The following is a 23,472-nucleotide window of genomic DNA, read 5'->3' as shown; positions in this document are numbered from 1 at the left end:
CTCCGCCGCGAATCAAAGAGGGCAGCATCCTTACTTACCGCTCTTCCACTTCCCCGGCCCCTCGCCTACCTTTGCGCCATGCTCGACCGCGTCCGCCAATTTATAACCGAAAATCAGCTTTTTAACCCTACCGACGACCCCATTCTTGTGGCCGTGAGCGGCGGCATGGACTCCGTGGTGCTGCTCGATGTGCTCGACAAGCTGGGCGTGCAGCTGGCCGTGGCTCATTGCCATTTCGGGCTGCGCGGCGAAGAAGCCGATGCCGACGAGGAGTTTGTGCGCAAGCTGGCCAAGAAATACAATGCTCCTTACTTCGCCGAGTTCTTCGACACCAAGGGCTTTGCCGAGCAGGAAAGACTTTCCACGCAAATGGCGGCCCGGGTACTGCGCTACCAGTGGTTTGAGCAACTGCGCCGCACCCAGCAACTGAGCTACGTGGCTACCGCCCACCACCAGCGCGACGCCGCCGAAACCATGCTGCTCAACCTCACCCACGGCACCGGCCTGGCTGGCTTGCACGGCATTCCGGTGCGCCAGGGCCACGTGGTGCGCCCGCTGCTAATCCTGGGCAAAGAAGATTTGTACGATTACTTAGTGGAGAACCGCCTCGTGTGGCGCGAAGACGCCTCCAACGACAGCACCCTGTACCAGCGCAACAAGCTGCGCCACGAGGTGCTTCCGGTGCTGCGCGAGCTAAATCCCAACCTCGACCAAACCCTGCAGAACACGGCCGAGCGCGTACGCGGCGCCGAGGCCCTGGTGCAGCATTTTGTGGACGAAACGGCCCGCCAAGCCCGCCGCGACGAGCCTGATGCCGTGTACTTCAACATTGCTACGCTGCAGGCTACACCCGCCGCGGCCTTGGTGCTGCACGAGTTGCTGCGGCCGTTTTACTTTCCCTGGCTGACGGTGAAAGACATTGTGGCGTCGTTTCACGCGGTGTCAGGCCGGCAGTTCGAGTCGCCCACGCACCGGCTGGTGAAGGACCGCGACCAACTGGTAGTTACGCCCAAAAATCTGACGAGCTTCGGCACTTACCAGTGGCCCGAAGGCCAGCCCGAGTTGGTAGTGGAGGATTTGCGCCTCACCATAAAGCAATTGCCCGCCGAAGGTTATCAGATCAGTCGGGCCAAGGACGTAGCCGCTTTTGATGCCGACAAGCTCGGGTTTCCGCTCACGCTGCGCCGCTGGCGCGAGGGCGAGTGGTTTATGCCCATTGGCCTGAAAGGCAAAAAGAAAATCAGCGACTTTCTCATCGATCAGAAAGTGCCGCTGAACCTGAAAGACCGTGTGCGCCTGCTCACCGCGCCCGACGGCCGCGTGGCTTGGGTAATAGGCTTGCGCCCCGATGACCGCTACAAAGTGACCGAAGAAACCCAGCGCGTGCTGGAAGTGCGGCTGAAGCGCAACCAACCGCAGGCGTAACCTCGCTTCGAAGTTGCGACGCTGCTTTCCAACAGCGGGACAGGTTCGGGTATAATTGCTTCGGCGAAAAACTAGGCTTTCAGTACCTGCCTCTAAGCGCCCGTGCGTACTTTAGCGCCCCGAACCCGTTTTCCCATTTCCAACTGACTCCCCATGAAAGTAACCGTTGTAGGGGCCGGAAACGTGGGCGCTACGTGCGCCGATGTTCTCGCCACCCGCGAAATTGCCAACGAAGTAATTCTGGTTGACATCAAGGAAGGCATTGCCCAAGGCAAAGCCCTTGACATCTGGCAAAAGGCCCCCATCATCGGCTACGACACACGTACGGTGGGCGTAACCAACGATTACTCCCGCACCGCCGGCTCGGAAGTAGTGGTTATTACCTCGGGCCTGCCCCGCAAGCCCGGTATGACTCGTGACGACCTCATTTCGATTAACGCCGGCATCGTTAAGACGGTAACCGAGAACGTTCTGAAGTACTCGCCGAATGCCATCATCATCGTGGTGTCGAACCCGCTGGACGTGATGACCTATCAGGCACACCTCACCTCGGGCCTGCCCCGCGAGAAGGTGTTTGGCATGGCTGGCATTCTGGATACCGCTCGCTACCGCGCGTTCCTGGCCGAGGCCCTGAACGTAAGCCCGAAAGACATTCAAGCTGTATTGATGGGTGGTCATGGTAACACCATGGTACCGCTGCCCCGCTACACCACCGTAGGCGGCATTCCCGTAACCGAGCTGATCGGTAAGGCGGAGCTGGATGCCATCGTGAAGCGTACTATCAATGGTGGCGGCGAGCTAGTAGATCTGATGGGCACGTCGGCGTGGTACGCTCCGGGTGCTGCCGCAGCCCAAATGGTAGAAGCCATTGTGCGCGACCAGCGCCGTGTGTTCCCCGTGTGCATTGAGCTGCAGGGCGAATACGGCATCAACGGCGTGTACCTGGGTGCTCCGGTTATCCTCGGCAAAAACGGCATCGAGAAGGTTATCGAGCTGCAGCTGAACGACGACGAGAAGCAGTTGCTGGAAACCTCGCGCGGCCACGTGAAAGAGGTAATGGACGCCTTGGACAACATGGGCAAAGCCGCTCCGGCCAACGCATAATTTCTTCTAACTAAGAAGGCTACGGGCCGTTCTGCACCAGCAGAGCGGCCCGTTTTGTTTGGTGGCAAGGCGTGTGAGGCAGTACATTGCCGGTGCTGAAACCCCTTACATGCACTTAAACCTTATCGACACCAACGCCGAAGTAACCGATGCTTGGTCCTTGGTATTTGCCGACGTCCCGCAAGTCACCGTTCGTCATGCGTCCATCTTCGAGCACCCGGCCGACGCCATCGTAAGCCCCGCCAACTCCTTCGGCTTTATGAACGGAGGCATCGATTTCGCCATTTCAAAGCACCTCGGCTGGCACCTGGAAAAAGACCTGCAGCGCGTCATTCGCGACAAGCACTACGGCGAATTACTCGTTGGGCAGGCCGAAATCATTGAAACCGGTAGCCCGTTGTTTCCCTACCTGATTTCGGCCCCCACTATGCGCACGCCCATGACCATCACGCGTGGCCCAAACGTGTACCAGGCAATGAAGGCTATTTTGGTGTTGCTGCGCCACGGCCGTTTGAGCACGAGTGAGCCGGTGGCCGACAAAGTGCAGACAGTAGCTATTCCTGGCCTAGGCACTGGCGTGGGCCAGGTCCGGCCCTTGGTGTGCGCCAGGCAAATGCGCATTGCCTGGGAAGACGTGATGCACGAAAAGTATGCGACCAAAGCTGGGTGGGAAGAGTTGCGTTCGAATTACGCTTACTTCTACACCCACGACCCGCGCGACTTGAAGTATCCTATTCCCTAATCATGTTCAAAGCCGCCGAGCTGCTCACCCGCATCCATGCCCTGGCTAACCCCGAACGGGCACTGCTGCTGGCGCGCTTCTTCCAAACCGGACCCGGCCAATACGGCGAAGGCGACCAGTTTCTGGGCCTGACGATGCCCCAGCAGCGCCAGCTAGCCAAACAATTCCGCACGTTGCCTATGGCCGAAGTGGAGCAATTGGTGCAAAGCCCTTGGCACGACTGCCGCTCCATTGGGCTTATCATCTGGACGCTGCAATTCCCCAAAGCCGGTCCGGCGGGCCAAATGGCTATTTATGAACGGTATCTGCAGAACCGGCGCTTCGTTAACAATTGGGACTTAGTAGATGTAACCTGTCCGCACATTGTGGGCGCTTACCTGCTGCACAAGGACCGCACGCCGCTTTACGAGCTAGCCGCCGAAAACTACCTCTGGAGTCAGCGCATGAGTATCGTCTCCACGTTGGCTTTCGTGCGTAAGGGGCAGTTTGCCGACACCTTTGCCTTAGCCGAGCAACTCCTCTCCCACCGCCACGACCTCATTCACAAAGCCGTGGGCTGGCTGCTGCGCGAAGTAGGCAAACGCAACGAAGAGGCGTTGGAAGAATTCCTGCACGACCACCGCCTGCGCATGCCCCGCACCATGCTCCGCTACGCCATTGAGCGGCTGGAACCGGCCAAGCGCCACCATTACTTGCGGAAGGAAACCGCGTAACCCCGGCTGGCTCGGGTAATTGCACGCAACGGCTTACTGGCCGGCATCGTTTTCGGGGCTATGCTTACCGCCGATTCCATCAGCATCATCATTCCCACCTACCAGGAGGCTGCCTGTATCGGGCAGCTCGTCGAATACCTGCAGCAAGCCGGAGCGGCTGAAAACGGGGTAGAAATTATTGTAGCCGATGCGCCTGGCACCGATGCTACGGCTGCCGTAGCGGCCGCGGCGGGCGCACGGGTGATTCAGTGCACGGAACGCGGCCGAGCCGCCCAAATGAACCACGGCGCCGCTCAGGCACAAGGGCAGCTGCTATACTTCCTGCACGCCGACACCTTGCCGCCCAAACGTTTTCTGACGACTATTCGGGCTGCGCTAAGGCCGGGCGGTTACGGTAGCGGCTGCTTTCGGCTGCAATTCGACCACCCGCACTGGTTTTTGCGGCTCAGTGCCTGGTTTACGCGCTTCCCCGCCGAAATCGTGCGCTTCGGTGACCAAAGCCTGTTTGTGCGGCGTGAAGTATTCGAACAGGCGGGCGGCTTCCGGCCAGATATGGTTATTCTGGAAGATCAGGAAATAATTGCCCGGCTGCGGCGGCACGGTCGGTTTGTGGTGCTGCCCGAGGCGGTGGTTACCTCAGCCCGCAAGTACTTAGACAACGGTGTCTTTCGGCTGCAGGGCATTTTTCTGCTGCTTTGCGTGCTCTACCGGTTAGGCCTGGGACAAACGCAGTTGCGGCAGACCTACCGGACGCTCGTTCGGCAAGACAAGATCTGATTCTCTGGCACAGGATGCCTCGACCGCCAAGAATAGCTCTGGGCTTGCTATTGCTGACTGGCTTTGAAGAGTTTCTGCTTTTCGTCTTTGGAAAGGCTTTCGTAGCCGGAGCGTGAAATCTTGTCCAGAATCAGGTCAATTTCGTTTTGCTTGGGCTGTGCCAAGGGTGCTTGGTTTTTACCGGGGGCCGCAGCCGGGGCATTGCGGTGCGACACCCGCAACCGCGGCCGGCCTTGCAGCAATCCGCTTACCCAGTCACCAACGGCCAGAATGGGGCGGCCCAGGTCGCGGCCGGCTTGCAGCTGACGCACAAACACAAAACCCATGATAGCACCGCCGATGTGGGCAATCTGGCCACCGGAGTTTTGCCCGCTGATGCCGGCAATGGAAATCAGCACCACTACCGCCGCAATGTATTTAATGCGAACCGGCCCAATCAGAATTATACTAAACGTGTAGTCGGGCAACAGTGTGGCGGCGCCCACAATAATGGCCGTAACGGCCGCCGAAGCGCCAATCATGGGTGTACCAAGCTTCGGCTGCAAAGCTGGCAGTAGGTTATAGCTCAGCAGAAACAGGACCGCGCCGGCCAAAGCACCCAAAATATACAAGCCCACTAGGCGCCGGTCGCCAAGATACTCCCGCAACAGCATGCCAAACCAGTAGAGATTCAGCAGATTGAAGAGGATGTGAAAGAACTTGACGTGCGTGAAGGCATAGGTTAGCAACGTCCAGGGGTGACGAAGCAGGCTGGGCAGGTTCGACGATATTTCCAACTGGCGCAACAGTACGGCGAATACGGAGCTGGCGCCGGTGAGAAACAGAATTGCTTCCATTACTACCAGCACCACAAACACGAGCACGTTAATCAGCAGCAGCTGATTAAGGGCGTTGTCGCGGCGGCTGAAGGCAGTCTTTATATCGGCAATGATGCTCATGAGGACGGGGAAATCAATAGAAGCGGGACTGGTTCTTTTCCCAGTATTTCAACAGCAGGAACCCAAACAACATTCCGCCCAAATGCGCGAAGTGTGCCACGTTGTCACCGGGGTTGCGCTGCACGCCAGCATACAGCTCGTAAATGCCATACAAGGTCACGAAGTACTTCGCCTTAATGGGAAAGGGGAAGAACAGCAGCATCAGTTCCGTATTGGGGAAAAGGTAGGCAAACGCCAGCAAAATGCCGAATATGGCCCCGGAGGCACCCACCATCGGCACCCGCAAAGCATCCTGGTATGCACCGTCGACGCTTTTAACGGCAGCGTCGATGTAGCCCGCGTTTGTAGGGTCGCTTTTCATGGCCCGGGCCAGTTCCTCGTACCCTCTGTACATCGAGGCATGGTCTTCATAATAGTCGACTAGCCTAACCGGCGAAGGGGCTTTCCTGAACGCTTGCCGGTCGTTGTTCATTTGATTGACTTCGTAATACCGAATGCCCGTGTACAGCAGGCCGGCTCCCACGCCGCAGATCATCCAGAACATGAGGAAGCGCTGAGCCCCCCAACGCTGCTCCAGCATCGGCCCGAAGGAAATCAGGCCGAACATGTTGCCAAAAATGTGCATCAGCCCTCCGTGCAGAAACATGTACGTAATGAACTGGAAGGGCTGAAATAGCTCCGATTGCACGGGGTACAGCGCCAGCCAACCCATTAGGTTGGGCATAAAAGCGCTGGTGAGCAACATCATCCCCAGGTTGAGGAAAAGAAGGTTGCGCACCATCGGGGTCAGGTTGAGCATCGACGTCGGGAGAAACTAAAGGAACGGAAACGGGTGCAAGGTTAGGCTTTACGGAAGAACTCCTGCAGGTGGTCGGCTTCCAGCATAACCAGGGTGCGGCGGCCATCGGGCGTGTAGCCGGGTACTTGGCAGGCAAACAGCTTATCGACCAAGGCGTTCATTTCTATTTCGGCCAGCCGGGCCGGCACGCTGGCGGCCACCCGACGCGCCAGGGTGCGGGCCAGCTGCTCGCGGCGGTCGAGCTGGGCGCGGGCTCCGCCAATGCGGAACTGCTCCAGCAGGCCTTCCAGCAACGACTTCTCATCGGCACCGGCAGGTACTTCGGCGGGCAGTGCTTCCACGGCAATGGTTGTGGGGCCAAACTCCGAAAAGCGGAAACCAATGCTTTGCAGCTCGTGGGTCATTTCGCGCAGCACGGCAAAATCGGCGGGCGAGAAGGTGACGGTGCGCGGAAACAGCAGGGCCTGCGAGGCACCGGTTTCGTTGGTGAGCGTGTCCTGATACTGCTCGTAGAGAATTCGCTCGCGGGCGGCCACTTGGTCAATCAGCATCAGCCCCGACTTTACCGGTACCAGCACAAACTGCTGCACCTGCACGGCGCGGCGGCCGGGTGCGGGCGCTTCGGGCCGGGATTCATGCTCCGGACTATTTATTTCGGGGTGCATGAACGGCAGCGTGGGCACGGGCTCGGGGGCTACCCCTACTAAATCTGCCGCTTCGGCCTCAATATCGGCCAGCGGGGTTTGCCCAATGGAGCGGTAAAAGTCGTCGAGGGCTTGGCGGGCTTGCTCGGTGGGGCGCGGCGTGAGGGGTTTCTCGTCGAGCCAGCGCGGGGCGCGGGAGGGCGGCGCGGCCGAGGCGGCGCCGGCCATAGCGGCCGCGATGCCGCCGTCTTCGGACCGGGGATTAAAGCTGCGGTGAATGGCGGCCTCGTCGTCTTCATCGGCCATGGCGGAGGGCGCGCCGGTACGCATGCCGCGCAAGGGTCCAAAGTTTACGTCGCTTTCAAAGTCGAGAGAAGGCGCCATGTTGTGCAAGCCCAGCGCCTGCTTCACGGCAGCCCGCATGATGGCGTACACGGTTTTCTCGTCCTCGAACTTGATTTCCGTCTTCGTGGGGTGCACGTTGATGTCAATGGCCTTTGGGTCGAGCTCCAGGAAAAGCACGTAGAACGGATGCGTGTCGCGGGGAAGCAGGCCTTCGTAAGCGGCCAGCACGGCATGGTTCAGGTAAGCCGACCGAATGAAGCGCCCGTTGACGAAGAAAAACTGGTCGCCGCGGCTTTTCTTGGCTGCCTCGGGCTTGCCAATAAAGCCTTTCACCGTGATGAACGGCGTTACTTCGTCTACCTGCGCCAGCTGCTCCTTGTAGCTCTGGCCGAGCAGGGCCACAATGCGCTGGCTGAGTTTGCCGGCGGGCAGGTTGAAAACCTCGAGGTCGTTTTGGTAGAGAGTGAAGGTAATGTCAGGGTGGGCCAGCGCCACATGCTGAAACTCGTCGAGAATGTGGCGCATTTCCACCGCGTTGCTCTTGAGGAAATTACGCCGAGCCGGCACGTTAAAGAAGAGGTTCTTCACGGCTATGCTGGTGCCGTCGGCGGTGGCGGTGGGCTGCTGGCTGCTTACCTGCGAGCCTTCCACCAGCAGCAGGGTACCGGTGTCCTGCTGGCGCAGCTTGGTGCGAATTTCCACCTGCGCCACGGCCGCTATGGAGGCCAGCGCCTCGCCCCGGAAACCGAGGGTACGAATGCGGAACAGGTCGTCGGTTGTGCGGATTTTGCTGGTGGCGTGGCGCTCCAGGCTCATGCGGGCGTCGGTGGCACTCATGCCCGAGCCGTTATCCACTACCTGCACCAGCTGTTTACCGGCCTCTTTTACAATCAGTTGGATGTGCGTGGCTTTGGCATCTACCGCGTTTTCAAGCAGTTCTTTCACCACCGAAGCCGGGCGCTGCACCACCTCGCCGGCTGCAATTTGGTTGGCGAGGTACTCGGGCAGCAGTTGAATGATATCGGACATGGAGCGGCTGGTTAAAGAAATTCAGAATGGCAAAACTCCGACATCGGCTAAGCATGCGAACGAGCAAAATCCTCCACGCAAGGACGCCTTTCATAACAACGAACCGGGCGCCGACGTTATTTGGATGTGTCCATTCAGTTAGGCGTTGCCAACGGCTTTTCGGTGGACAAAGGTAATTCCGGCGGGCAAGGCACACCCAAGATTCTTCAACGCATTGACACGCAAGCTCCTGCATATGCATATTGTTTTTCTCCTATACTGAACCGGAACTTTCGGTGAAAATGAAGCCGTTAGGCCATCAGCCGATGGTTGGCTTGATATTCGCACGCATCCGGCACAGGAAATAATGCGTAAGTTTGTGGCCAGCTTTTGCTTGCGGGCCGCAAGGCACGTTATTCGATCAACGTCTGCCGGGCTTTGGTCGGTTTTTTCCGCACCGTGAATCGGGCGCCCTTTGCCACAGGCTCAACTGTTGGCGGAGGGCGTCGGTGCAGCGGGAAGGGTGAAACACTTTTTAGTACGCGACACGACTCAGGGGCCAATGGGCAAGGAATTTCGGATTGGACTGGTACTGCTGCTGTTGGCCATTACAGGTCTAATCGTGTCGTTTTCGCACCCCTACGACAACGGCTCCAAGCCCGGCTCGGCGGCCGAGCAAAACTGGGTCGACTCGGTTTTCGCGTCGCTTACCCCCGAGCAGCGCCTGGGCCAGCTGTTCATGGTGGCCGCGTACTCCAACAAAGACCAAAAGCACGTTCAGCAAATTGACCGGCTGATTCGCGACTATAACATTGGGGGTCTGATGTTTCTGCAGGGCGGCCCGCGCCGGCAGGCCCGCCTCACCAACCGCTACCAGGCTGCTGCCCGCACCCCGCTGCTCATAGCCATGGACGCCGAGTGGGGCCTCGATATGCGCCTCGACTCCTCCATGCACTTCGCCAAGCAAATGACGCTTGGTGCCATGGACAACGAGCAGTACATCTACCGGATGGGCCGCGAAATTGCGCTCAAGCTCAAGACCTTGGGCGTACACATCAGCTTCTCGCCGGTAATCGATATCAACTCGAACCCCAATAACCCGGTTATCGGCAACCGCTCCTTTGGCGAGAACAAAGAGCAGGTAACCACCCGGGGGTTGGCCTATATCCGCGGTTTGCAGGACCACGGCGTAATTGCCGTAGCCAAGCACTTTCCCGGCCACGGCGACACCGACGTAGACTCGCACCTAGCCCTTCCGGTGATTAACTCCGACATGGCCCGCCTCACCGACGTAGACCTCTACCCCTTCCAGAAGTCTTTTGAGGCCGGCGTAATGGGCGTAATGGTGGCCCACCTCTACGTACCGCTCATCGACACGGTGCGCACCCAAACCACTACCCTCTCGCGCAACCTGGTAACCGGGTTGCTGAAGGAGAAGATGGGCTACCGCGGCCTCGTGTTTACCGATGCGCTCAACATGAAGAGCGTTTCGAACCTCTACAAGCCGGGTGAGCTGGATGCTCTGGCCCTGGCCGCCGGCAACGATGTGCTGCTCTTCTCGGAAGACGTACCTGTAGCCGTACAGAAAATCAAGGAGAAAATGGCCGCCGGCGTGATTTCGCCGGAAGACGTGGACCAGCGGGTGCGCAAAATTCTGCGGGCCAAATACTGGGCAGGCCTGAACCGCCCACAGTCGGTAGACGTGGCCAACCTGATGCAGAACCTTGACCGGCCTCTGGCCCGCACGGTGCAGCAGGAAATCTACGAGCACGCCGCTACGGTGGTAAAGAACGAAGACGATATTTTGCCCTTCAGCCACCTCGATACGGTGCGCATGGCCACCATTACCGTGGGCATGCCTACAGGCAACGCCTTCGGGCAAATGATGCAGAACTACCTGCCCAGCGCGGTGTACTCCATCCCGAACCGCTACGCCCCCGATTCCACGTTTGAGCGTTTGCTGCCCAAACTCAGCCTCTACAATACCGTGGTGGTGAGCCTGCACAACCTCAACAACACACCCGTGCACAACTACGGCCTGGGCGACGGGGCGCTTCGTTTCATTAAGAAGCTGCAGGAAAACCCATCGATGAAAACGGTGGTGGTGGTCATGGGTAACGCCTACGCTCTTAAACACTTGGAAGGCTCGCGCAACCTGGTGTGTGGCTACGAAGACAACTTGGCTTCGCAGCGCGTGGTGCCGCAGGTGCTGTTTGGGGCTCTGCCCGCCGTAGGCCGCTTGCCTGTTACGGTATCGGAAACCATGAAAGCGGGCTTGGGCCTGCCTACGCCCGATTTCCGCCGCTTGCGCTACGCCACGCCCGAAGCGGTAGGCCTCGACTCGCGGGTGCTCAGCCAGATTGACAACGTAGCCACCGAAGCCATTGCTTACGCCGCCGCCCCCGGCTGCCAGGTACTAGTGGCCAAAGACGGCGCTGTGGTATTTGAGAAAAGCTACGGCTACGCCACGTACGATAAGTCGCAGCCCATTAACAACGAAACCCTGTACGACCTGGCCTCGGTAACGAAAGTTGCTGGTACGCTGCAGGCCATTATGTGGCTCAAGGACGAAGGCAAGATCAACCTCGACTCCAAAGTTGCGGAGTACATGCCGGAGTTGAAGGCCACGAACAAAAAGGACATGACGGTGCGCGATGTGCTCATGCACCAAGCCGGCCTGAAGCCGGGCATTCCCACCTGGGAGCGTACCGTTACCAAAACCGGCCTCAAGCCCACTTTTTACGCTAGCACCCGCACCGATGAATTTTCCCGCGAGGTAATTCCGGGAACTTACGTGGTGGGCACCGCCGAAGACTCTGTGTGGACCTGGATCAAGCGCAGCAGTTTGCTGCCGAAGGGCAAGAACGGCAAGTACCCCGTAGAGTATTCCGATCTGAGCTTCATTGTGCTGAAGCGCTTGGCGGAGAAGCAGCTCAACCAACCCCTTGAAACGTTTCTGCAAAAGCAGTTTTACGCGCCATTGGGATTGAACACTATGACGTACAACCCGTTGCAGCGCTTTCCCAAGTCCTGCATCGCGCCCACCGAAAACGACACTTACTACCGCAAGGCCCTGCTGCAAGGCTCGGTACACGATCAGTCGGCAGCTTTAATGGGCGGCGTAGCGGGCCACGCGGGCTTGTTTTCGAACGCGCGCGACCTGGCTATTCTGATGCAAATGGATTTGCAGAACGGGCGCTACGGCGGGCAACGGTACTTCACCACGCCCGTGGTAGCCGAGTTTGCCCGCAGCCAAGCCGGTGGCCGCCGCGGCCTGGGCTGGGACCACGGCGACCCAACCAAGCCCGAGGGCCCCACCAGCAACCTGTCGCCGGCCAGTACTTTCGGGCATACGGGCTTTACCGGTACCTGCGTGTGGATGGACCCCGAAAACAAGATTTTGTATATTTTCTTATCGAACCGGGTGTACCCCGATGCAGGCAACAACAAACTGCGTCAGTACAACATCCGGACTCGCATTCACGACGTTATCTACAAATCCATCATCACCGACAAAGGGAAGTCCTAGCCCAATTTGGGTTGTTGACTAGAGGGGAAGCTTAACTATGTGGTGTGGAACAAGCAACCCCTTGACCGGCGCGTCGTCCTCTGGGCGGCGCGCTTTTTTCTTGCGGGCAGTTTGAGTTGGTACCGGCAAGGAAGCCTCCGGCTCAGTTACTCAAACCTTACCGAGGAAGATAAACTGGTGTTTTGGCCACGAATTTTAAAGTAACAGGCTGTACGCTTCGTCAAGGATATTAACCGGCAGGTGGAAACCCACGCAAATCGTTTTTCGCTGTTCATCAAGTTTTGATTAAGCGCGTAGAATATTTGCCGGTTTCCCCAACTTGCCGCCCGTTGTGCTGTTAGGCAGCAAACCACCCGTCCCTCCCAGCCCGCCGCACCCCCGCATATGAACATCGGTATAGTCTGTTACCCCACCTTCGGCGGCTCTGGCGTAGTAGCCACCGAGCTGGGCAAAGCCTTGGCACAGAAGGGCCACCGCGTGCATTTTATCACCTACAGCCAGCCCGTGCGGCTCGACTTCTTCAACGAGAACCTATTCTACCACGAGGTTTACATTCCGCCCTATCCGCTGTTCCAGTTTCCGCCTTATGAGTTGGCGCTGGCCTCGAAGATGGTGGACATTGTGCAGAACGAGAAGCTCGATGTGTTGCATGTGCACTACGCCATTCCCCACGCCTCGGCCGCGTACATGGCGAAGCAGATTTTGCGCACCAAGGGCCTGCAGATTCCGGTAATTACCACCCTGCACGGCACCGACATTACCCTGGTAGGCAAGGATGCCAGCTACGAGCCGGTGGTAACGTTCAGCATCAACCAGTCGGATGCGGTTACGTCGGTTTCGGCCGATTTGAAGGAGGAGACCTACCGCTACTTCGCCATTGAAAAGGACATTGAGGTTATTCCGAACTTCATTAACCTCGATCGGTTTCGGAAGCAGCCCAAGGAACATTTCCGCACCGCCATTGCCCCTGAGGGCGAAAAACTGCTCATTCACACGTCTAACTTCCGCTCGGTAAAGCGCGTCGATGACGTGGTGCACATCTTTGACGGGGTGCGCAAGCAAATGCCAGCTAAGCTGCTGCTCGTAGGCGACGGTCCCGACCGGCCGCGCATCGAGAAGCTCTGCCGCGAGCTGGGCCTGCTCAGCAACGACGTTCGTTTTCTGGGCAAGCTGGAAGCCGTGGAGGAAGTCCTCAGCGTGTCGGACCTGTTCCTGATGCCTTCGGAAAAGGAAAGCTTTGGATTGGCGGCCTTGGAGGCCATGTCCTGCGAAGTGCCGGTTGTCAGCACCAATGCCGGCGGTATTCCCGAGCTGAACCTGCACGGCGTAACCGGCATGGTGAGCGAAGTAGGCGACGTGGCTGACATGATCAAAAACGCCCTTTACGTGCTTGACGACGCCAACCTAAACCGCTTTAAAGCCGCCGCCCGCGCCCGCGCCGAGGAGTTTGCGGTGGATAACATTTTGCCGCGCTACGAAGCCTGCTACCAGCGCGCTATCGACGCGGTGCTGTCGGAAGTGTAGGGAATGGCAGGAGCGTAACAACGATTCCGTTCAACTACGCGGGGCCGGCAAGCTAAGCTTGCCGGCCCCGCCCGGTTCTGCGCCGCTCGCGCCGTGTGGTGCTGGTGGTAGTCGTTAACCTAAAGCAGCGTCACGTTTTAGCAGCGCTGACCTTTGGTTAAAACAGGCCGGCAGCCTCGCGCTTCACGGCCAACAACGCGGTGGCCGTGGGGTCTGCTTCGTCGGTAAGCAAGGTTTCCAGCACTCTTTTGGCAAGCTCCGTGCCGCGTGCTTGTTGCTGGTTGGGCAGCGTGTGGTAGGCTTTATTGATCATCGTTAGGATATTCTCCTTCGACTGCCGCACGTGGTTCCAGGTATCGGGGCCCATGTAGAGCTGCTGCGAAAGGTTGTGCTCGTACTCGGCCCGAATTTCGGTGAGCAGCAGGCGGTGATACTCGGAAGCTGTTTGGCCGGCCGAGCTAAGGCGGACCATGAGATTATTGGGCGTAATGCGCTCCAAAAACAACGTAATACGCTCCAGAGCCTGCAAACGCAGCGGCAGCGTGGTTTTGCTGACTTCGAGGCGCAGCTCCAGCAAGCGGCTCTGCCGCTCTTTCTCCATGAACTGTTTAATGAGGTAGTAAGCGGTGCCGGCCACGATGAGGGCGGGCAGGGTAATTTTCAGCAGATCAATGAAAAGAGCGGTGTCCATGCGGTGTGGAGGCGCCAGGCAAAGCCAAGCCAGTAGTTGAAACGAAAACGGGTGCCGAAAGGCCGGCAAAGATAATACGGTGAACCTGCCGTGCGGGGTAGCTGTTAAGGGAATATCACGGCGCAATACCGTGCAAGCCGTATCTTTACGGCGTCGGCTGCAAAGCCTTTTACCTGACGACTCTACCGCAACTTCTCTTGACTATGGCCACTGCCACTGCTCCCGTTAAAACGGCTCCCATCACGCTCACCTCGCGTGCGTTGGAGGAAGTAAAAAACATCTTGGTCGAGAAGAAAGTCCCGACCGAGTACGGCCTGCGCATTGGCGTACAGGGCGGCGGCTGCTCGGGCCTGAGCTACCTGCTCGGCTTCGACAAGCCCAAAGACCAGGACGAAACCTACGAACTCGACGGTGTACTGCTGGTGATGGACAAGAAACACGCGATGTACGTGCTGGGCATGGAAGTAGACTTCCAGGACGGCCTGAACGCCCGCGGCTTCGTGTTCAACAACCCGCAAGCCAAGAGCACCTGCGGCTGCGGCTCGTCGTTCTCGGCGTAAGCAGTTCCCTCTGCAGTTTTCTGAAAGCCCGGTCCGCGCCTGCGGGTCGGGCTTTTTTACGTGGCTTGGTCTAACGTAATGCGGGCTCCTCCCATTACCCGTGCCTCCGAGCCAGCCGCCATAAACACCGAACGCGGCGCCTGGGCCAGTGGCTCTACGAAAGCCGCGCCGTAAAGCTGAGCCACGCTGCAGTGCATATCGTACTGCAACACGCGGTGGGCATCCCAGCGCGGGTGCACCACCTCGTATTGGTCGGTGCGCTGCGGGCCGCGGCGGGTGTAGCCCCAGTAGTGCTCGGTGATGAACTCGGCTTCGGAACCGACCTCGATGGGGTGCACGGCTTGCTCTACGGTGGCGCGCAGGTGGTTCCACTCCGCCCCTACCCGCCAGCCGTATTCCACGTCGAGGGTGCCGGCTTCGGCATTGGCGCGCCACTGGTGGCGCATGGGCAGGGCCGCATACTTCTCGCCGTAAAAGGTGTTGGCTACGGCCACAATCATGGGCCGCGGCACAATTTCTTTTACGAATACCACCCCACGCCGCCAACCGTGGTGCGGGTCGCGGTGGCGCACGTAAAAGCGCAGGTTTACTTCCTCGAAGTGCCGGTGCCAGGGCACGCTGAAACCCCGCACCCGCGTGTGCATAAACATAAAACCCACCATGCTGGCGTAGTACGTGCCATTAAAGTCGTCGAGCTCGGTGCCGTAGGGCAAGTAGGGTTTCAGAATGTCCGGCTCCACGGCGTAGTTGGCCATGAGCAGGTTGCGCCATTCGGCGGTGAGGAAAGTGGTAGGCATGGGCGGGCACGAGGAGCTTGTGCTCCTCTAACCGGTGCCGCCGCACTTGGTTCTCCGTCCTTTTACGACCTGATTTCTGGGCTACTGTTTTCTACCACTGAACAAGCGGCCATTACTCCGTTTCGTCCGCCACGGGGCTGTTACCCATCCCGATTCGGTCCCAGTGTTTTTCCAGCCAAATGACTTTGTCGGCATAGCTCTGCAAATCAGGCGACACGTTGCCGCTGAAGCCGGCCAGCCAGATTTCCTTGTGCAGTTCGGACTTTACGTAATCGATGGCGTCCTCAAAATCCCCGTCGCCGGCGCTTAGCAGCAGGCGGTCGTACTGGTTTTGCGAGGCCAACTTAATGATGAGCGTGGCAATGCCCACGTCTACGCCTTTCTGCACGGGCCGAGCTGTTGTTTGGCCGCATTCCCCGCAGCGCACCGACATTTCCTTCAGCCCGTAAAGCTTCACGCGCATTTTGGGGCCGGTAGGCGGGGCGCTTTTCAGCCAGTTGTGAAAGGCATTCTGCTGGGCCGCCGAGGAATCTTTCACCGAATTCAGGTAGTAGATTTCCTTGAACTCGCCCCCGTTGATTTCTTCCAGCTCGTTCTTGAGCTTGATGTAATCGAACTTGCCGTGCGCGGCCGATGACTTCAGTAAATAAGCTCCATCGATGAGCCAGATGGTTTTAGGCATATGGGTGGTAGGTTTTAGATGGTATGATTGTAATGAGCTATTCACCCCGCTTAAGGCATACACATAGCTTGTATACGGTCATGCCGCGGCGCTACTTCTAATACGTCTTGGTCATATCCGCCGGCACCACCAGCACATAATCGGCTTTCTTCAGGTTCTCCTTGTCCAGCTTCTGCAGTTGTTCCTGCGTCACGGTGCTGATGGTGCGGATGCGCAGTTGCGGTTCGGCCTGGCGCAGGTAATGCACGATACCGTCGTGATTATCGGAGTGGAAAGAACCGTTTATGTGCAGCAGCAGTTGGCCCGGCTGACGACTTTGCCGGATGAAATGGGCCATGGTAGCGTCTTTCAGCGCCTGGGCCGCAATCATTTGCTGCAGGCCGGGGCCGGCGGTACCGTGGGCGGCGCTACCGCCGAACATTTTTGCCATTTGCTGGTAACCGGGCAGCGTGTAATCAACCACCAAGGGCAGCGGGGCCAGCCAGGCTTTTTCTTCGGTGGGCAGCGCATCGAGGGAAGCGACACCCTGCCGGGCTACCTGCTGAGCGTAGCGGCGCGGAACGTTGGTACCTACCACGCGCAGTTTCTGTTGCCGCGCCAGTTGTAGCAGCGGTTTGTAGTCGGTACTGTAGTTGGGCCAGGGGCGGCTTTGCTCCTCGAAGGCTTTATCGTCCAGCTCGCCGGTGTTATACTGCTCCACCAGGGGCTGCACGTCGCGCTCGAACATTTCCAGACCCAGCACCAGTTGGCCGGCTTTGCGTTGCGCCAGTTCCTTGGCCACTTGCAGCTCCAGCCAGTGCGCCAGGGGGTCGTTGTGCTGCTCGCCAAAGAAAACGACGTCGGCCGTGGCCAGCTCCTTAGTCATTTTCTCGAAGCTTACGGGTTTGCCATCGGCGGTGAAGAGACGGTAAGCGGGGCGGTCGTCGGGGGCACTGACTTCGAGTTTGGCTGCCAATGCAGTTAGGGAAGAAAGCAGAAACAACAACAGAACAGGCAGGAGGCGCATACAGCAAAAGTAGGGGCCGAAAAGTCTGCTCGCTACGTGGCTACTGCCCGCTGCCGGCACTTTTCCCGATGCGGTACAGCCGGCCGGCATCGGTAACGGCGTACAAGGCTCCGTCTTTGCCCTCCGCAATGTCGCGGAAACGCTGCTGCTGGTCGGCGGCCAGGCGCTCCTCCCCTACTACTTTCCGGTTTTCCAGCACCAGCCGGGCAATGTGGTAGCTGTTGAGGCCACAGATGAACAGGTTGTTTTTCCATTCGGGAATGGCGCTGCCTTGGTAAAAGGTCATGCCGCTGGGCGACAGCACGGGGTCCCAGTAATAGGTGGGCTGTTCCATGCCCTCGCGCTGGGTAATGCCTGCGCCTACTTTTTCGCCGCTGTACTCGAGGCCGTAAGTAATGACGGGCCAGCCGTAGTTCTTGCCGGGCTGAATCAGGTTCAGCTCGTCGCCGCCTTTTGGCCCCATCTCCGTCATCCACAGGTCGCCGGTTTCGGGGTGAATATCAATTCCCTGGGGGCTGCGGTGGCCGATGGAATACACTTCGGGTAAAGCTTTGGCCTGGCTTGCAAACGGGTTGCCGGCCGCAGGCTGGCCGTCTTTGTTAATGCGCACGATGGTGCCCACTGCCGTACCGGGATTCTGCGAGTTTGCCCGCCGCTCCTTCTCAAAACGTTCGCCGAACGTGACGTACAGATTGCCCGATTTATCGAACACCAGCCGGCTCCCGTAGTGGTTGTTGCCATCGTAAGCCGGTTCGGCCCGGTAAATAACCTGGGCATTCTCGATGCGTCGCTCGTCAGCAGAAAGCTTGCCTTTGGCTACGGCCGCCAGGTTTCCCTGGCCTCTCTTTTCCGTAAACGTCCAGTAAACCATGCGGCTGGTGCCGAAGTCCGGATCGAGAGCCAGCCCGAGCAAGCCGCCCTGGCCCGCCGCTACCACCTCGGGAATTCCGCCAATCTTTTCACTAACCTGCCCGCTTGCCGTAACGATGCGCATGGTGCCTTCTTTCTCGGTAACCAGGAAGCGTCCGTCGGGCATGGTGGCAATGTCCCAGGGTTTGGTCAGGCTTTCGGCAAGCACCTGTACCTGATACGCCGCGGAGGTTTTTACACCCGGCGCGCGGGTTTGACCACTGAAGGCGGGCTTGTAGTCGGTCCCTGGCTTCCGGGTTTCCACCGGCTGGCCCGCCGTTTCGTTGCCGATGGCCTCCTGCACGTTAGCGTCGTTGGTGCCGCGGTTGCAGGCGCTCAGGCCGATACACGTGGCTGCGATGATGATTCCAATTCTCACCATGGTCTTTGGTTTTGGTTTGGAGAAACCCATGATTTTAATCGATGGGCCTTCGTGTTCGGTCATGCACACACGCCAAAGCGCCCTCAGCAGTGCATTAACCATTGGGTATGCTTCAGCTTTACGCACAATAAAGCGTTGCTGTTCATCCTTCAGCAGCGGGCCGGGCAGCAGCAACCAACGAACTTCCTGGCAGTTGGGCTTACAAGACCAGCTAAGGGTGGCGGGAGTTGGCAAACGGATAAATAACAACGAGGCCGGGCAACATGCCCGGCCTCGCATCAGAAACAAAGAAACAAGATGTTAATCGTCCCAACCGTCGCCGCCCGAGCCGCCCGCTAGGGCTACCAGGGCTAGATAAGGCGCGGTACAACTTAGGTTACGGGCCGAAGCGCTGTTCAATTCCACTCTATCTATCACCAGTCCATTGGCCAGTATTTCTGCTCTCAACCAGCTGTTTGGGCCCAACTGAGCGGCGTTGTTGCACGTTACGTTGCGCATAGCCAGGGTCACTTCCAGGGCATCGTACATGCCAAATTCACCCAGTTCGTAGGTTTCGCTGACGCGCGTGGCGTAGCTGTACTGCGCGCTGGGACCGGGCTTGGGGTCGGTGAGGGTATTCCGGATGGAAGTGTAGCTCATTTCGGCACCTAAACCGGTAAGGTTTTCGCCGGTAACGCGCACCTCCACTTTGTAACGGAGCTTGCCCTTGAGCGGGTCTTCCTTTTTACAGCTCACAAGCAGTATAAAGGCGGTTAACAGCCATAAAGGCAGACGTAGTAATGGCTTCATGCAGGCGAAATAGAATGTTATACTTGGGCGAAGGGCAGCAAAAAGCCCCTCTCGCAAGCAAGAGGGGCTTTGGGTGCTAAAGGTTGCAATTAGCCTTTGTAGAACAGCCACTTCGACAGCTCGCCGTAGGTCACTTTCTTACCGTACATGAGAATACCCACGCGGTAAATGCGGCCGGCCAGCCAAATGGTGCCTATAAACCCGGCAATGAGCAACGCCATCGACAGGAGCAACTGCCAGGTGGGAACCCCGCCGAAGGGCAGGCGCATCATCATGGCAATGGGCGAAGTCAGCGGGAAAATCGACATCCAGAACGCTACCGAGCCGTTGGGGTTGGTCGTCAGGATGGCCTGCGACACCACGAAGGTTAGTACCAGCGGCATGGTCACGGGCATCATGAACTGCTGGGTGTCCGTTTCGCTGTCCACGGCCGAGCCGATGGCGCCAAACAGGGCGCCGTAGAACAGGTAACCGCCCAGGAAGTAGAACAGGAAGCAGCCCAGCAGCAGGGGTACGTTCAGGTCGGCGTTGCTTACTTCCTGCATGAACTTGGCCGTGAAGTTGGTTTGCTTGGCGGCCGCGTCGTCGGGGGTGTCGGCGCGGGCAATGGCCGTAGTGGCTGCGTCGGGCGCGGCGGCCGATACGCGGGCGGTCTGGCTGGCCAGGGCCTTGTCGGGGCTGACGAAGGCGGAGGCGGCCGAGGTAATGCCCACCGAAAGCAGCACCCACAGCGCCAGCTGTGTGAAGCCCACGCCGGCAATGCCCAGCACCTTGCCCATCATCAGTTCAAAAGGCTTCACCGAGGAAATAACCACTTCCACGATGCGGTTGGTTTTTTCCTCCATCACTCCGCGCATGATTTGCACGCCGTAGAGGAAAATGAAAATGTAGATCAGGAAGCCGAAGAAATAGGCCACGCCTGTACTGATACCGGTGCTGGAGCTTCTCTCGCCGTCGTCGCTCAAGCTAACGGTTTGCAGGTCCACGTTGGCCTTCAGGTTGTCGAGCACGGCGCGGTCGATGCCGGCTTTCTGCAGGCGCTGGTTCTCGATGGCCTTGTTAGCCGCCCGCTGAATGTCGCGCTCCAGCGAAAGACCCAGGCCCTTGCGCGAAAACACCTGGAAACCCACGGGGTTGGCAATATCCACCTTGGGCACGTAGAGCAGCGCGTCGTGCTTGGCTTTCTTGAACTCGTCCTTGGCCGTGGCCAGGTCGGGCGACACGCGAATGAAGCGCAGGTCGGCTGTGGCCTCGGGCAGCTTTTCGGTGAACAGCCCGCCGGCGTCGGCCACGGCCACCACTTTGCCGCCGTCCGACATCTTGGCGATGAGCACCGGCACCGCGAACAAAGCCACGGTGAGCAAAGGCCCAATGAGGGACATGATGATAAAACTCTTTTTGCGCACGCGGGTCAGGTATTCGCGCGTGGCGATGAGCCAGATTTTAGACATAGAAGTAGCGGTTGGCTCTTAAGCGGTTACAGAATCGGTTTCGGGCACGTAGTCGGGGTGGGTTTCCCGCACACGCCGAATGAAGATTTCGTTGATGGTGGGCACCTTCTCGCGGAAAGCGTGGACCTCCACACTGCCAATGAGGTAACGCAGCAAGTCGTTCGGCGTACCGTGCACAATGCGGATGCGGTCGTAGAAATGGCCGTTTTCGCGCTCCTTGTGCTCAATCACCTCGAAATCGGGGTGCATTACTATTAAGTGGCCCTTGCCCTCTACTTCGAAGGTCTGGTCGCGGTAGCCGTTTTTCACGTCGCTTACCTTGCCGTCGAGTACTTTCTTCGAGCGGTTGATCAGGGCAATATGGTCGCACATTTCCTCCACCGATTCCATGCGGTGCGTCGAGAAAATGATGCTGGTGCCCTGCTGGCGCATGGCCAGAATCTCGTCCTTCAGCAGGTTGGCGTTAATGGGGTCGAAGCCGGAGAAAGGCTCGTCGAGGATGAGCAGTTTGGGGTCGTGCACCACGGTGGCCACAAACTGCACCTTCTGCTGCATGCCTTTGGAGAGGTCCTCCACGTTTTTATCAACCCAGGACTTGATGTCGAACCGATCGAGCCAGTACTTGATTTTCTGGGTGGCATCGGCCTTCGATATGCCCTTGAGCTGCGAGAGGTACAGCAACTGCTCCCCTACCTTCATTTTCTTGTAGAGGCCGCGCTCTTCGGGCAAGTAGCCAATTTGGCCGATGTGCGAAGGGTTTAGCTTCTCGCCACGGAACATAATCTGGCCCGAATCAGCCCCGGTAATTTGGGTGATGATGCGGATGAGCGAGGTTTTGCCGGCGCCGTTGGGACCGAGCAGCCCGAAGATGGAGCCTTCGGGAATGTCGATGCTCACGCCATCGAGGGCGGTGTGGTTGGCGTACTGCTTGCGTACGTCAATGGCCTGTAGAATCGGTTTCACAGCGGTTTCGAGATGGTTGCTAGCACAAGGTAGAGAGTTGAGCGGCTAGGCGGTGCATCCGCAGAGCCAATCTTCAACGAACGGTATATTTCGCGGCGTTAACGGGTAATAAGCGGGCTGAAATAATCACCGTCTTACGCCTCCTGGTCTTGCAATTCACGCAAGTAGCCCTCCAACCGGTCGAGGTGCTGGCCGTAGAGGTCTTGTAGAGTAGCCCGGGCTAAACGGCCCAACAAGAAGTGTGTAAGCGCCCAAATAACGCCGTAACCCGCCACCAGCAGGGCCAACTGCGTCCACAACAGCCGGCCGGAATAATTCGTTAGCAAGCGGCTGCCCGAGAAAAACATGCCAATGCCCAACGATACCGGCACCGTGCGCAACACGGATTGCACGCTTTGCTCGATCAGGCGCCGGATGTTCGCGACTTGCTGCGTTACGTACTCGCGCACGTTGCCGTCGGCGTACTCGGTTTCCAACAGGCCCGTCATGCGGCGGTGGTAGCTTAGCAAGCTAACCACGCACAGCAGCATAATCCAGAGCAGCATAACGCGGCGACCGGTATCTTCCACGAAGAACAAGCCCGCCAGGCTGGCCAGCAGGCAAAGCACCGTAAAGCTGGTTTCCAACCGTGCATTGCGGCGCATTTTGCTGTTGGGGGAAGCATCGCCTTGCGCCAGCAACTTTGTCAGCGCGGTTGAATCGAAAGAATCAGCGGAATTACCGGCGGTAGCGGCAAGCTTCCAGTTCCGGCGCAAATCATCGAGTTCCATTACACAAGTCGGGCTAAAAGGGTGCGGAGCTTGTCTTGCACGCGGTGCATTTTCACGCGCACATTGTTTTGGGTGATGCCGAGGATGTCGGCCATTTCTTCGTAGCTGCGGTCTTCGAGGTAGAGCAGCACAAAGGCTTTTTCCACGTCGGAGAGCTTTTCAATGGCGCGGTACAGCTCGTCGATCTGGCTGGGCTCATAACCGGCTTCGGCCGCTTGGGCCATTTCCAGCACGTGCCAGTCGAGGCGGTCGGGGGCGGGGCGGCGGGTGCGTTGGCGCAGGTTGCTAATGGCCACGTTCAGCGCAATGCGGTACAGCCAAGTGCTGACTTTGGCCCGCGGCTCGTAGCGCGGGTAGGCCCGCCAGAGCTGCAGCACGATTTCCTGAAACAGATCCTGCCGGTCATCGGCATCTTGGCAATACAGCCGGCAGACGCGCCGAATCAACGGCTGGTGCTCGTTGATGAGGGCAACAAAGGGCTGAGAAGGGGCATCGGGCGGCATACGCGGACGAAGGAACCGAAATACACGGTATGAATCGGCGCCGGACCCTCGGCATTACAGCCAATGGCCAGAAATATTTTTTTGTCGAAGCGTGTAATGCTACGCCCACTTCGCCGATTCATCCGTCAAACTTCACCTTCTACCTTTTCAATTATGGATACCCGGAGCCTGTACACCGCCGCTTTTATGTTTTTCTACGGCGTGATTTGCCTGTGTCAAGGCAAGTTCGGCCAAACCGCCTTTTGGCTGATTCTGGCCGTGGTGGCGTGGGCCTATAATGTGCGCCTCGATAACGGCAAGCTCCGCGCCGATAAGCTAGACCTACCGGGCCGTACGGCCATCCTGCGTCAATTCCTTGCTGCACGCTAAGTACTTCGGCTCGCTTTAGCCATCAAAAAAAGCCTGCTCCTTTATTGGGAGC

The 23,472-nt window shown here is 58.4% G+C and carries 22 protein-coding genes; 9 read left to right on the top strand and 13 right to left on the bottom strand.

The annotated features are described in order from the left end of the window. Nucleotides 1-78 precede the first annotated feature (78 nt). The 5 genes from tilS (at nt 79) to ABD903_RS01745 (ending at nt 4,761) form a co-directional block, all read left to right on the top strand. Nucleotides 79-1,425, top strand: a complete 1,347-nt coding sequence (tilS, locus tag ABD903_RS01765) for a tRNA lysidine(34) synthetase TilS (protein WP_345220820.1) — start codon at nt 79-81, stop codon at nt 1,423-1,425. A gap of 153 nt (nt 1,426-1,578) precedes the next feature. Next, nucleotides 1,579-2,529, top strand: coding sequence for a malate dehydrogenase (gene mdh, locus ABD903_RS01760; RefSeq protein ID WP_345220818.1), 951 nt, complete (start codon nt 1,579-1,581; stop codon nt 2,527-2,529). Between the two features lie 109 nt (nt 2,530-2,638). Continuing rightward, on the top strand, nt 2,639-3,271 hold the full coding sequence (locus tag ABD903_RS01755; RefSeq protein WP_345220816.1) for a macro domain-containing protein: 633 nt from the start codon (nt 2,639-2,641) through the stop codon (nt 3,269-3,271). A 2-nt stretch (nt 3,272-3,273) separates the two neighbouring features. Further along, nucleotides 3,274-3,984 carry a DNA alkylation repair protein gene (locus tag ABD903_RS01750; protein WP_345220814.1) on the top strand — a complete coding sequence of 237 codons (711 nt, stop codon included), beginning with the start codon at nt 3,274-3,276 and terminating at the stop codon, nt 3,982-3,984. Between the two features lie 60 nt (nt 3,985-4,044). Continuing rightward, the gene (locus tag ABD903_RS01745; protein ID WP_345220813.1) at nt 4,045-4,761 is read left to right on the top strand and encodes a TIGR04283 family arsenosugar biosynthesis glycosyltransferase; all 717 of its coding nucleotides are present in this window, start codon (nt 4,045-4,047) and stop codon (nt 4,759-4,761) included. 47 nt (nt 4,762-4,808) lie between these two features. On the opposite strand, the gene ABD903_RS01740 is transcribed toward ABD903_RS01745, so the two are convergent. The 3 genes from ABD903_RS01740 to mutL are packed head-to-tail and all read right to left on the bottom strand — an operon-like array spanning nt 4,809 to nt 8,516. Continuing rightward, on the bottom strand, nt 4,809-5,699 hold the full coding sequence (locus ABD903_RS01740; protein ID WP_345220811.1) for a rhomboid family intramembrane serine protease: 891 nt from the start codon (nt 5,697-5,699) through the stop codon (nt 4,809-4,811). Nucleotides 5,700-5,712: 13 nt separating this feature from the next. After that, nucleotides 5,713-6,498: a rhomboid family intramembrane serine protease gene (locus ABD903_RS01735; RefSeq protein ID WP_345220810.1), complete on the bottom strand. Its 786-nt coding sequence runs from the start codon at nt 6,496-6,498 to the stop codon at nt 5,713-5,715. A gap of 41 nt (nt 6,499-6,539) precedes the next feature. Then, nucleotides 6,540-8,516: a DNA mismatch repair endonuclease MutL gene (gene mutL / locus ABD903_RS01730; RefSeq protein ID WP_345220808.1), complete on the bottom strand. Its 1,977-nt coding sequence runs from the start codon at nt 8,514-8,516 to the stop codon at nt 6,540-6,542. 502 nt (nt 8,517-9,018) lie between these two features. Between mutL and ABD903_RS01725 the strand changes: the two genes are divergently transcribed. Both ABD903_RS01725 and bshA read left to right on the top strand, forming a co-directional pair. Next, on the top strand, nt 9,019-12,024 hold the full coding sequence (locus ABD903_RS01725) for a serine hydrolase domain-containing protein (protein ID WP_345220806.1): 3,006 nt from the start codon (nt 9,019-9,021) through the stop codon (nt 12,022-12,024). A gap of 384 nt (nt 12,025-12,408) precedes the next feature. Beyond that, a complete protein-coding gene (gene bshA / locus ABD903_RS01720) occupies nt 12,409-13,548 on the top strand; it encodes an N-acetyl-alpha-D-glucosaminyl L-malate synthase BshA (protein ID WP_345220804.1) in 1,140 nt (379 codons plus the stop codon). 157 nt (nt 13,549-13,705) lie between these two features. Here bshA and ABD903_RS01715 read toward each other — a convergent pair whose 3' ends face one another. Then, nucleotides 13,706-14,239: a DUF7935 family protein gene (locus tag ABD903_RS01715; RefSeq protein ID WP_345220803.1), complete on the bottom strand. Its 534-nt coding sequence runs from the start codon at nt 14,237-14,239 to the stop codon at nt 13,706-13,708. A gap of 203 nt (nt 14,240-14,442) precedes the next feature. On the opposite strand from ABD903_RS01715, the gene ABD903_RS01710 reads away from it, so the two are divergent. Further along, on the top strand, nt 14,443-14,799 hold the full coding sequence (locus ABD903_RS01710) for a HesB/IscA family protein (RefSeq protein ID WP_345220801.1): 357 nt from the start codon (nt 14,443-14,445) through the stop codon (nt 14,797-14,799). A gap of 56 nt (nt 14,800-14,855) precedes the next feature. Here the strand turns inward: ABD903_RS01710 and ABD903_RS01705 are convergent, their stop codons facing one another. The 9 genes from ABD903_RS01705 to ABD903_RS01665 all read right to left on the bottom strand — a co-directional run bounded on the left by ABD903_RS01705 (nt 14,856) and on the right by ABD903_RS01665 (nt 23,051). Then, on the bottom strand, nt 14,856-15,596 hold the full coding sequence (locus ABD903_RS01705; RefSeq protein ID WP_345220799.1) for a YqjF family protein: 741 nt from the start codon (nt 15,594-15,596) through the stop codon (nt 14,856-14,858). Between the two features lie 112 nt (nt 15,597-15,708). Continuing rightward, on the bottom strand, nt 15,709-16,278 hold the full coding sequence (locus tag ABD903_RS01700) for an NYN domain-containing protein (RefSeq protein WP_345220797.1): 570 nt from the start codon (nt 16,276-16,278) through the stop codon (nt 15,709-15,711). A 97-nt stretch (nt 16,279-16,375) separates the two neighbouring features. Continuing rightward, nucleotides 16,376-17,284 (bottom strand): ChaN family lipoprotein, encoded by a 909-nt coding sequence (locus tag ABD903_RS01695; protein ID WP_345220796.1) that lies wholly within the window; start codon nt 17,282-17,284, stop codon nt 16,376-16,378. Nucleotides 17,285-17,324: 40 nt separating this feature from the next. Continuing rightward, nucleotides 17,325-18,575: a PQQ-dependent sugar dehydrogenase gene (locus ABD903_RS01690; protein ID WP_345220794.1), complete on the bottom strand. Its 1,251-nt coding sequence runs from the start codon at nt 18,573-18,575 to the stop codon at nt 17,325-17,327. Nucleotides 18,576-18,875: 300 nt separating this feature from the next. Further along, on the bottom strand, nt 18,876-19,364 hold the full coding sequence (locus ABD903_RS01685) for a hypothetical protein (RefSeq protein WP_345220792.1): 489 nt from the start codon (nt 19,362-19,364) through the stop codon (nt 18,876-18,878). A gap of 89 nt (nt 19,365-19,453) precedes the next feature. Beyond that, a complete protein-coding gene (locus ABD903_RS01680; RefSeq protein ID WP_345220790.1) occupies nt 19,454-20,815 on the bottom strand; it encodes an ABC transporter permease in 1,362 nt (453 codons plus the stop codon). Between the two features lie 18 nt (nt 20,816-20,833). Beyond that, nucleotides 20,834-21,778 carry an ABC transporter ATP-binding protein gene (locus tag ABD903_RS01675; protein ID WP_345220788.1) on the bottom strand — a complete coding sequence of 315 codons (945 nt, stop codon included), beginning with the start codon at nt 21,776-21,778 and terminating at the stop codon, nt 20,834-20,836. Between the two features lie 134 nt (nt 21,779-21,912). Next, a complete protein-coding gene (locus ABD903_RS01670) occupies nt 21,913-22,548 on the bottom strand; it encodes a hypothetical protein (protein WP_345220786.1) in 636 nt (211 codons plus the stop codon). Further along, the gene (locus tag ABD903_RS01665; RefSeq protein ID WP_345220784.1) at nt 22,548-23,051 is read right to left on the bottom strand and encodes an RNA polymerase sigma factor; all 504 of its coding nucleotides are present in this window, start codon (nt 23,049-23,051) and stop codon (nt 22,548-22,550) included. Before ABD903_RS01665 ends, ABD903_RS01670 begins: the two co-directional genes overlap by 1 nt. A 153-nt stretch (nt 23,052-23,204) precedes the next feature. On the opposite strand from ABD903_RS01665, the gene ABD903_RS01660 reads away from it, so the two are divergent. Next, on the top strand, nt 23,205-23,420 hold the full coding sequence (locus tag ABD903_RS01660) for a hypothetical protein (RefSeq protein ID WP_345220783.1): 216 nt from the start codon (nt 23,205-23,207) through the stop codon (nt 23,418-23,420). The last annotated feature ends 52 nt before the right edge of the window (nt 23,421-23,472 follow it).

It is taken from the genome of Hymenobacter koreensis, assembly GCF_039541855.1.
Classification (GTDB): domain Bacteria; phylum Bacteroidota; class Bacteroidia; order Cytophagales; family Hymenobacteraceae; genus Solirubrum; species Solirubrum koreensis.
The sequence above is the reverse complement of the archived record's forward strand: the minus strand, read 5'-3'. Positions and strand labels throughout refer to the sequence as shown.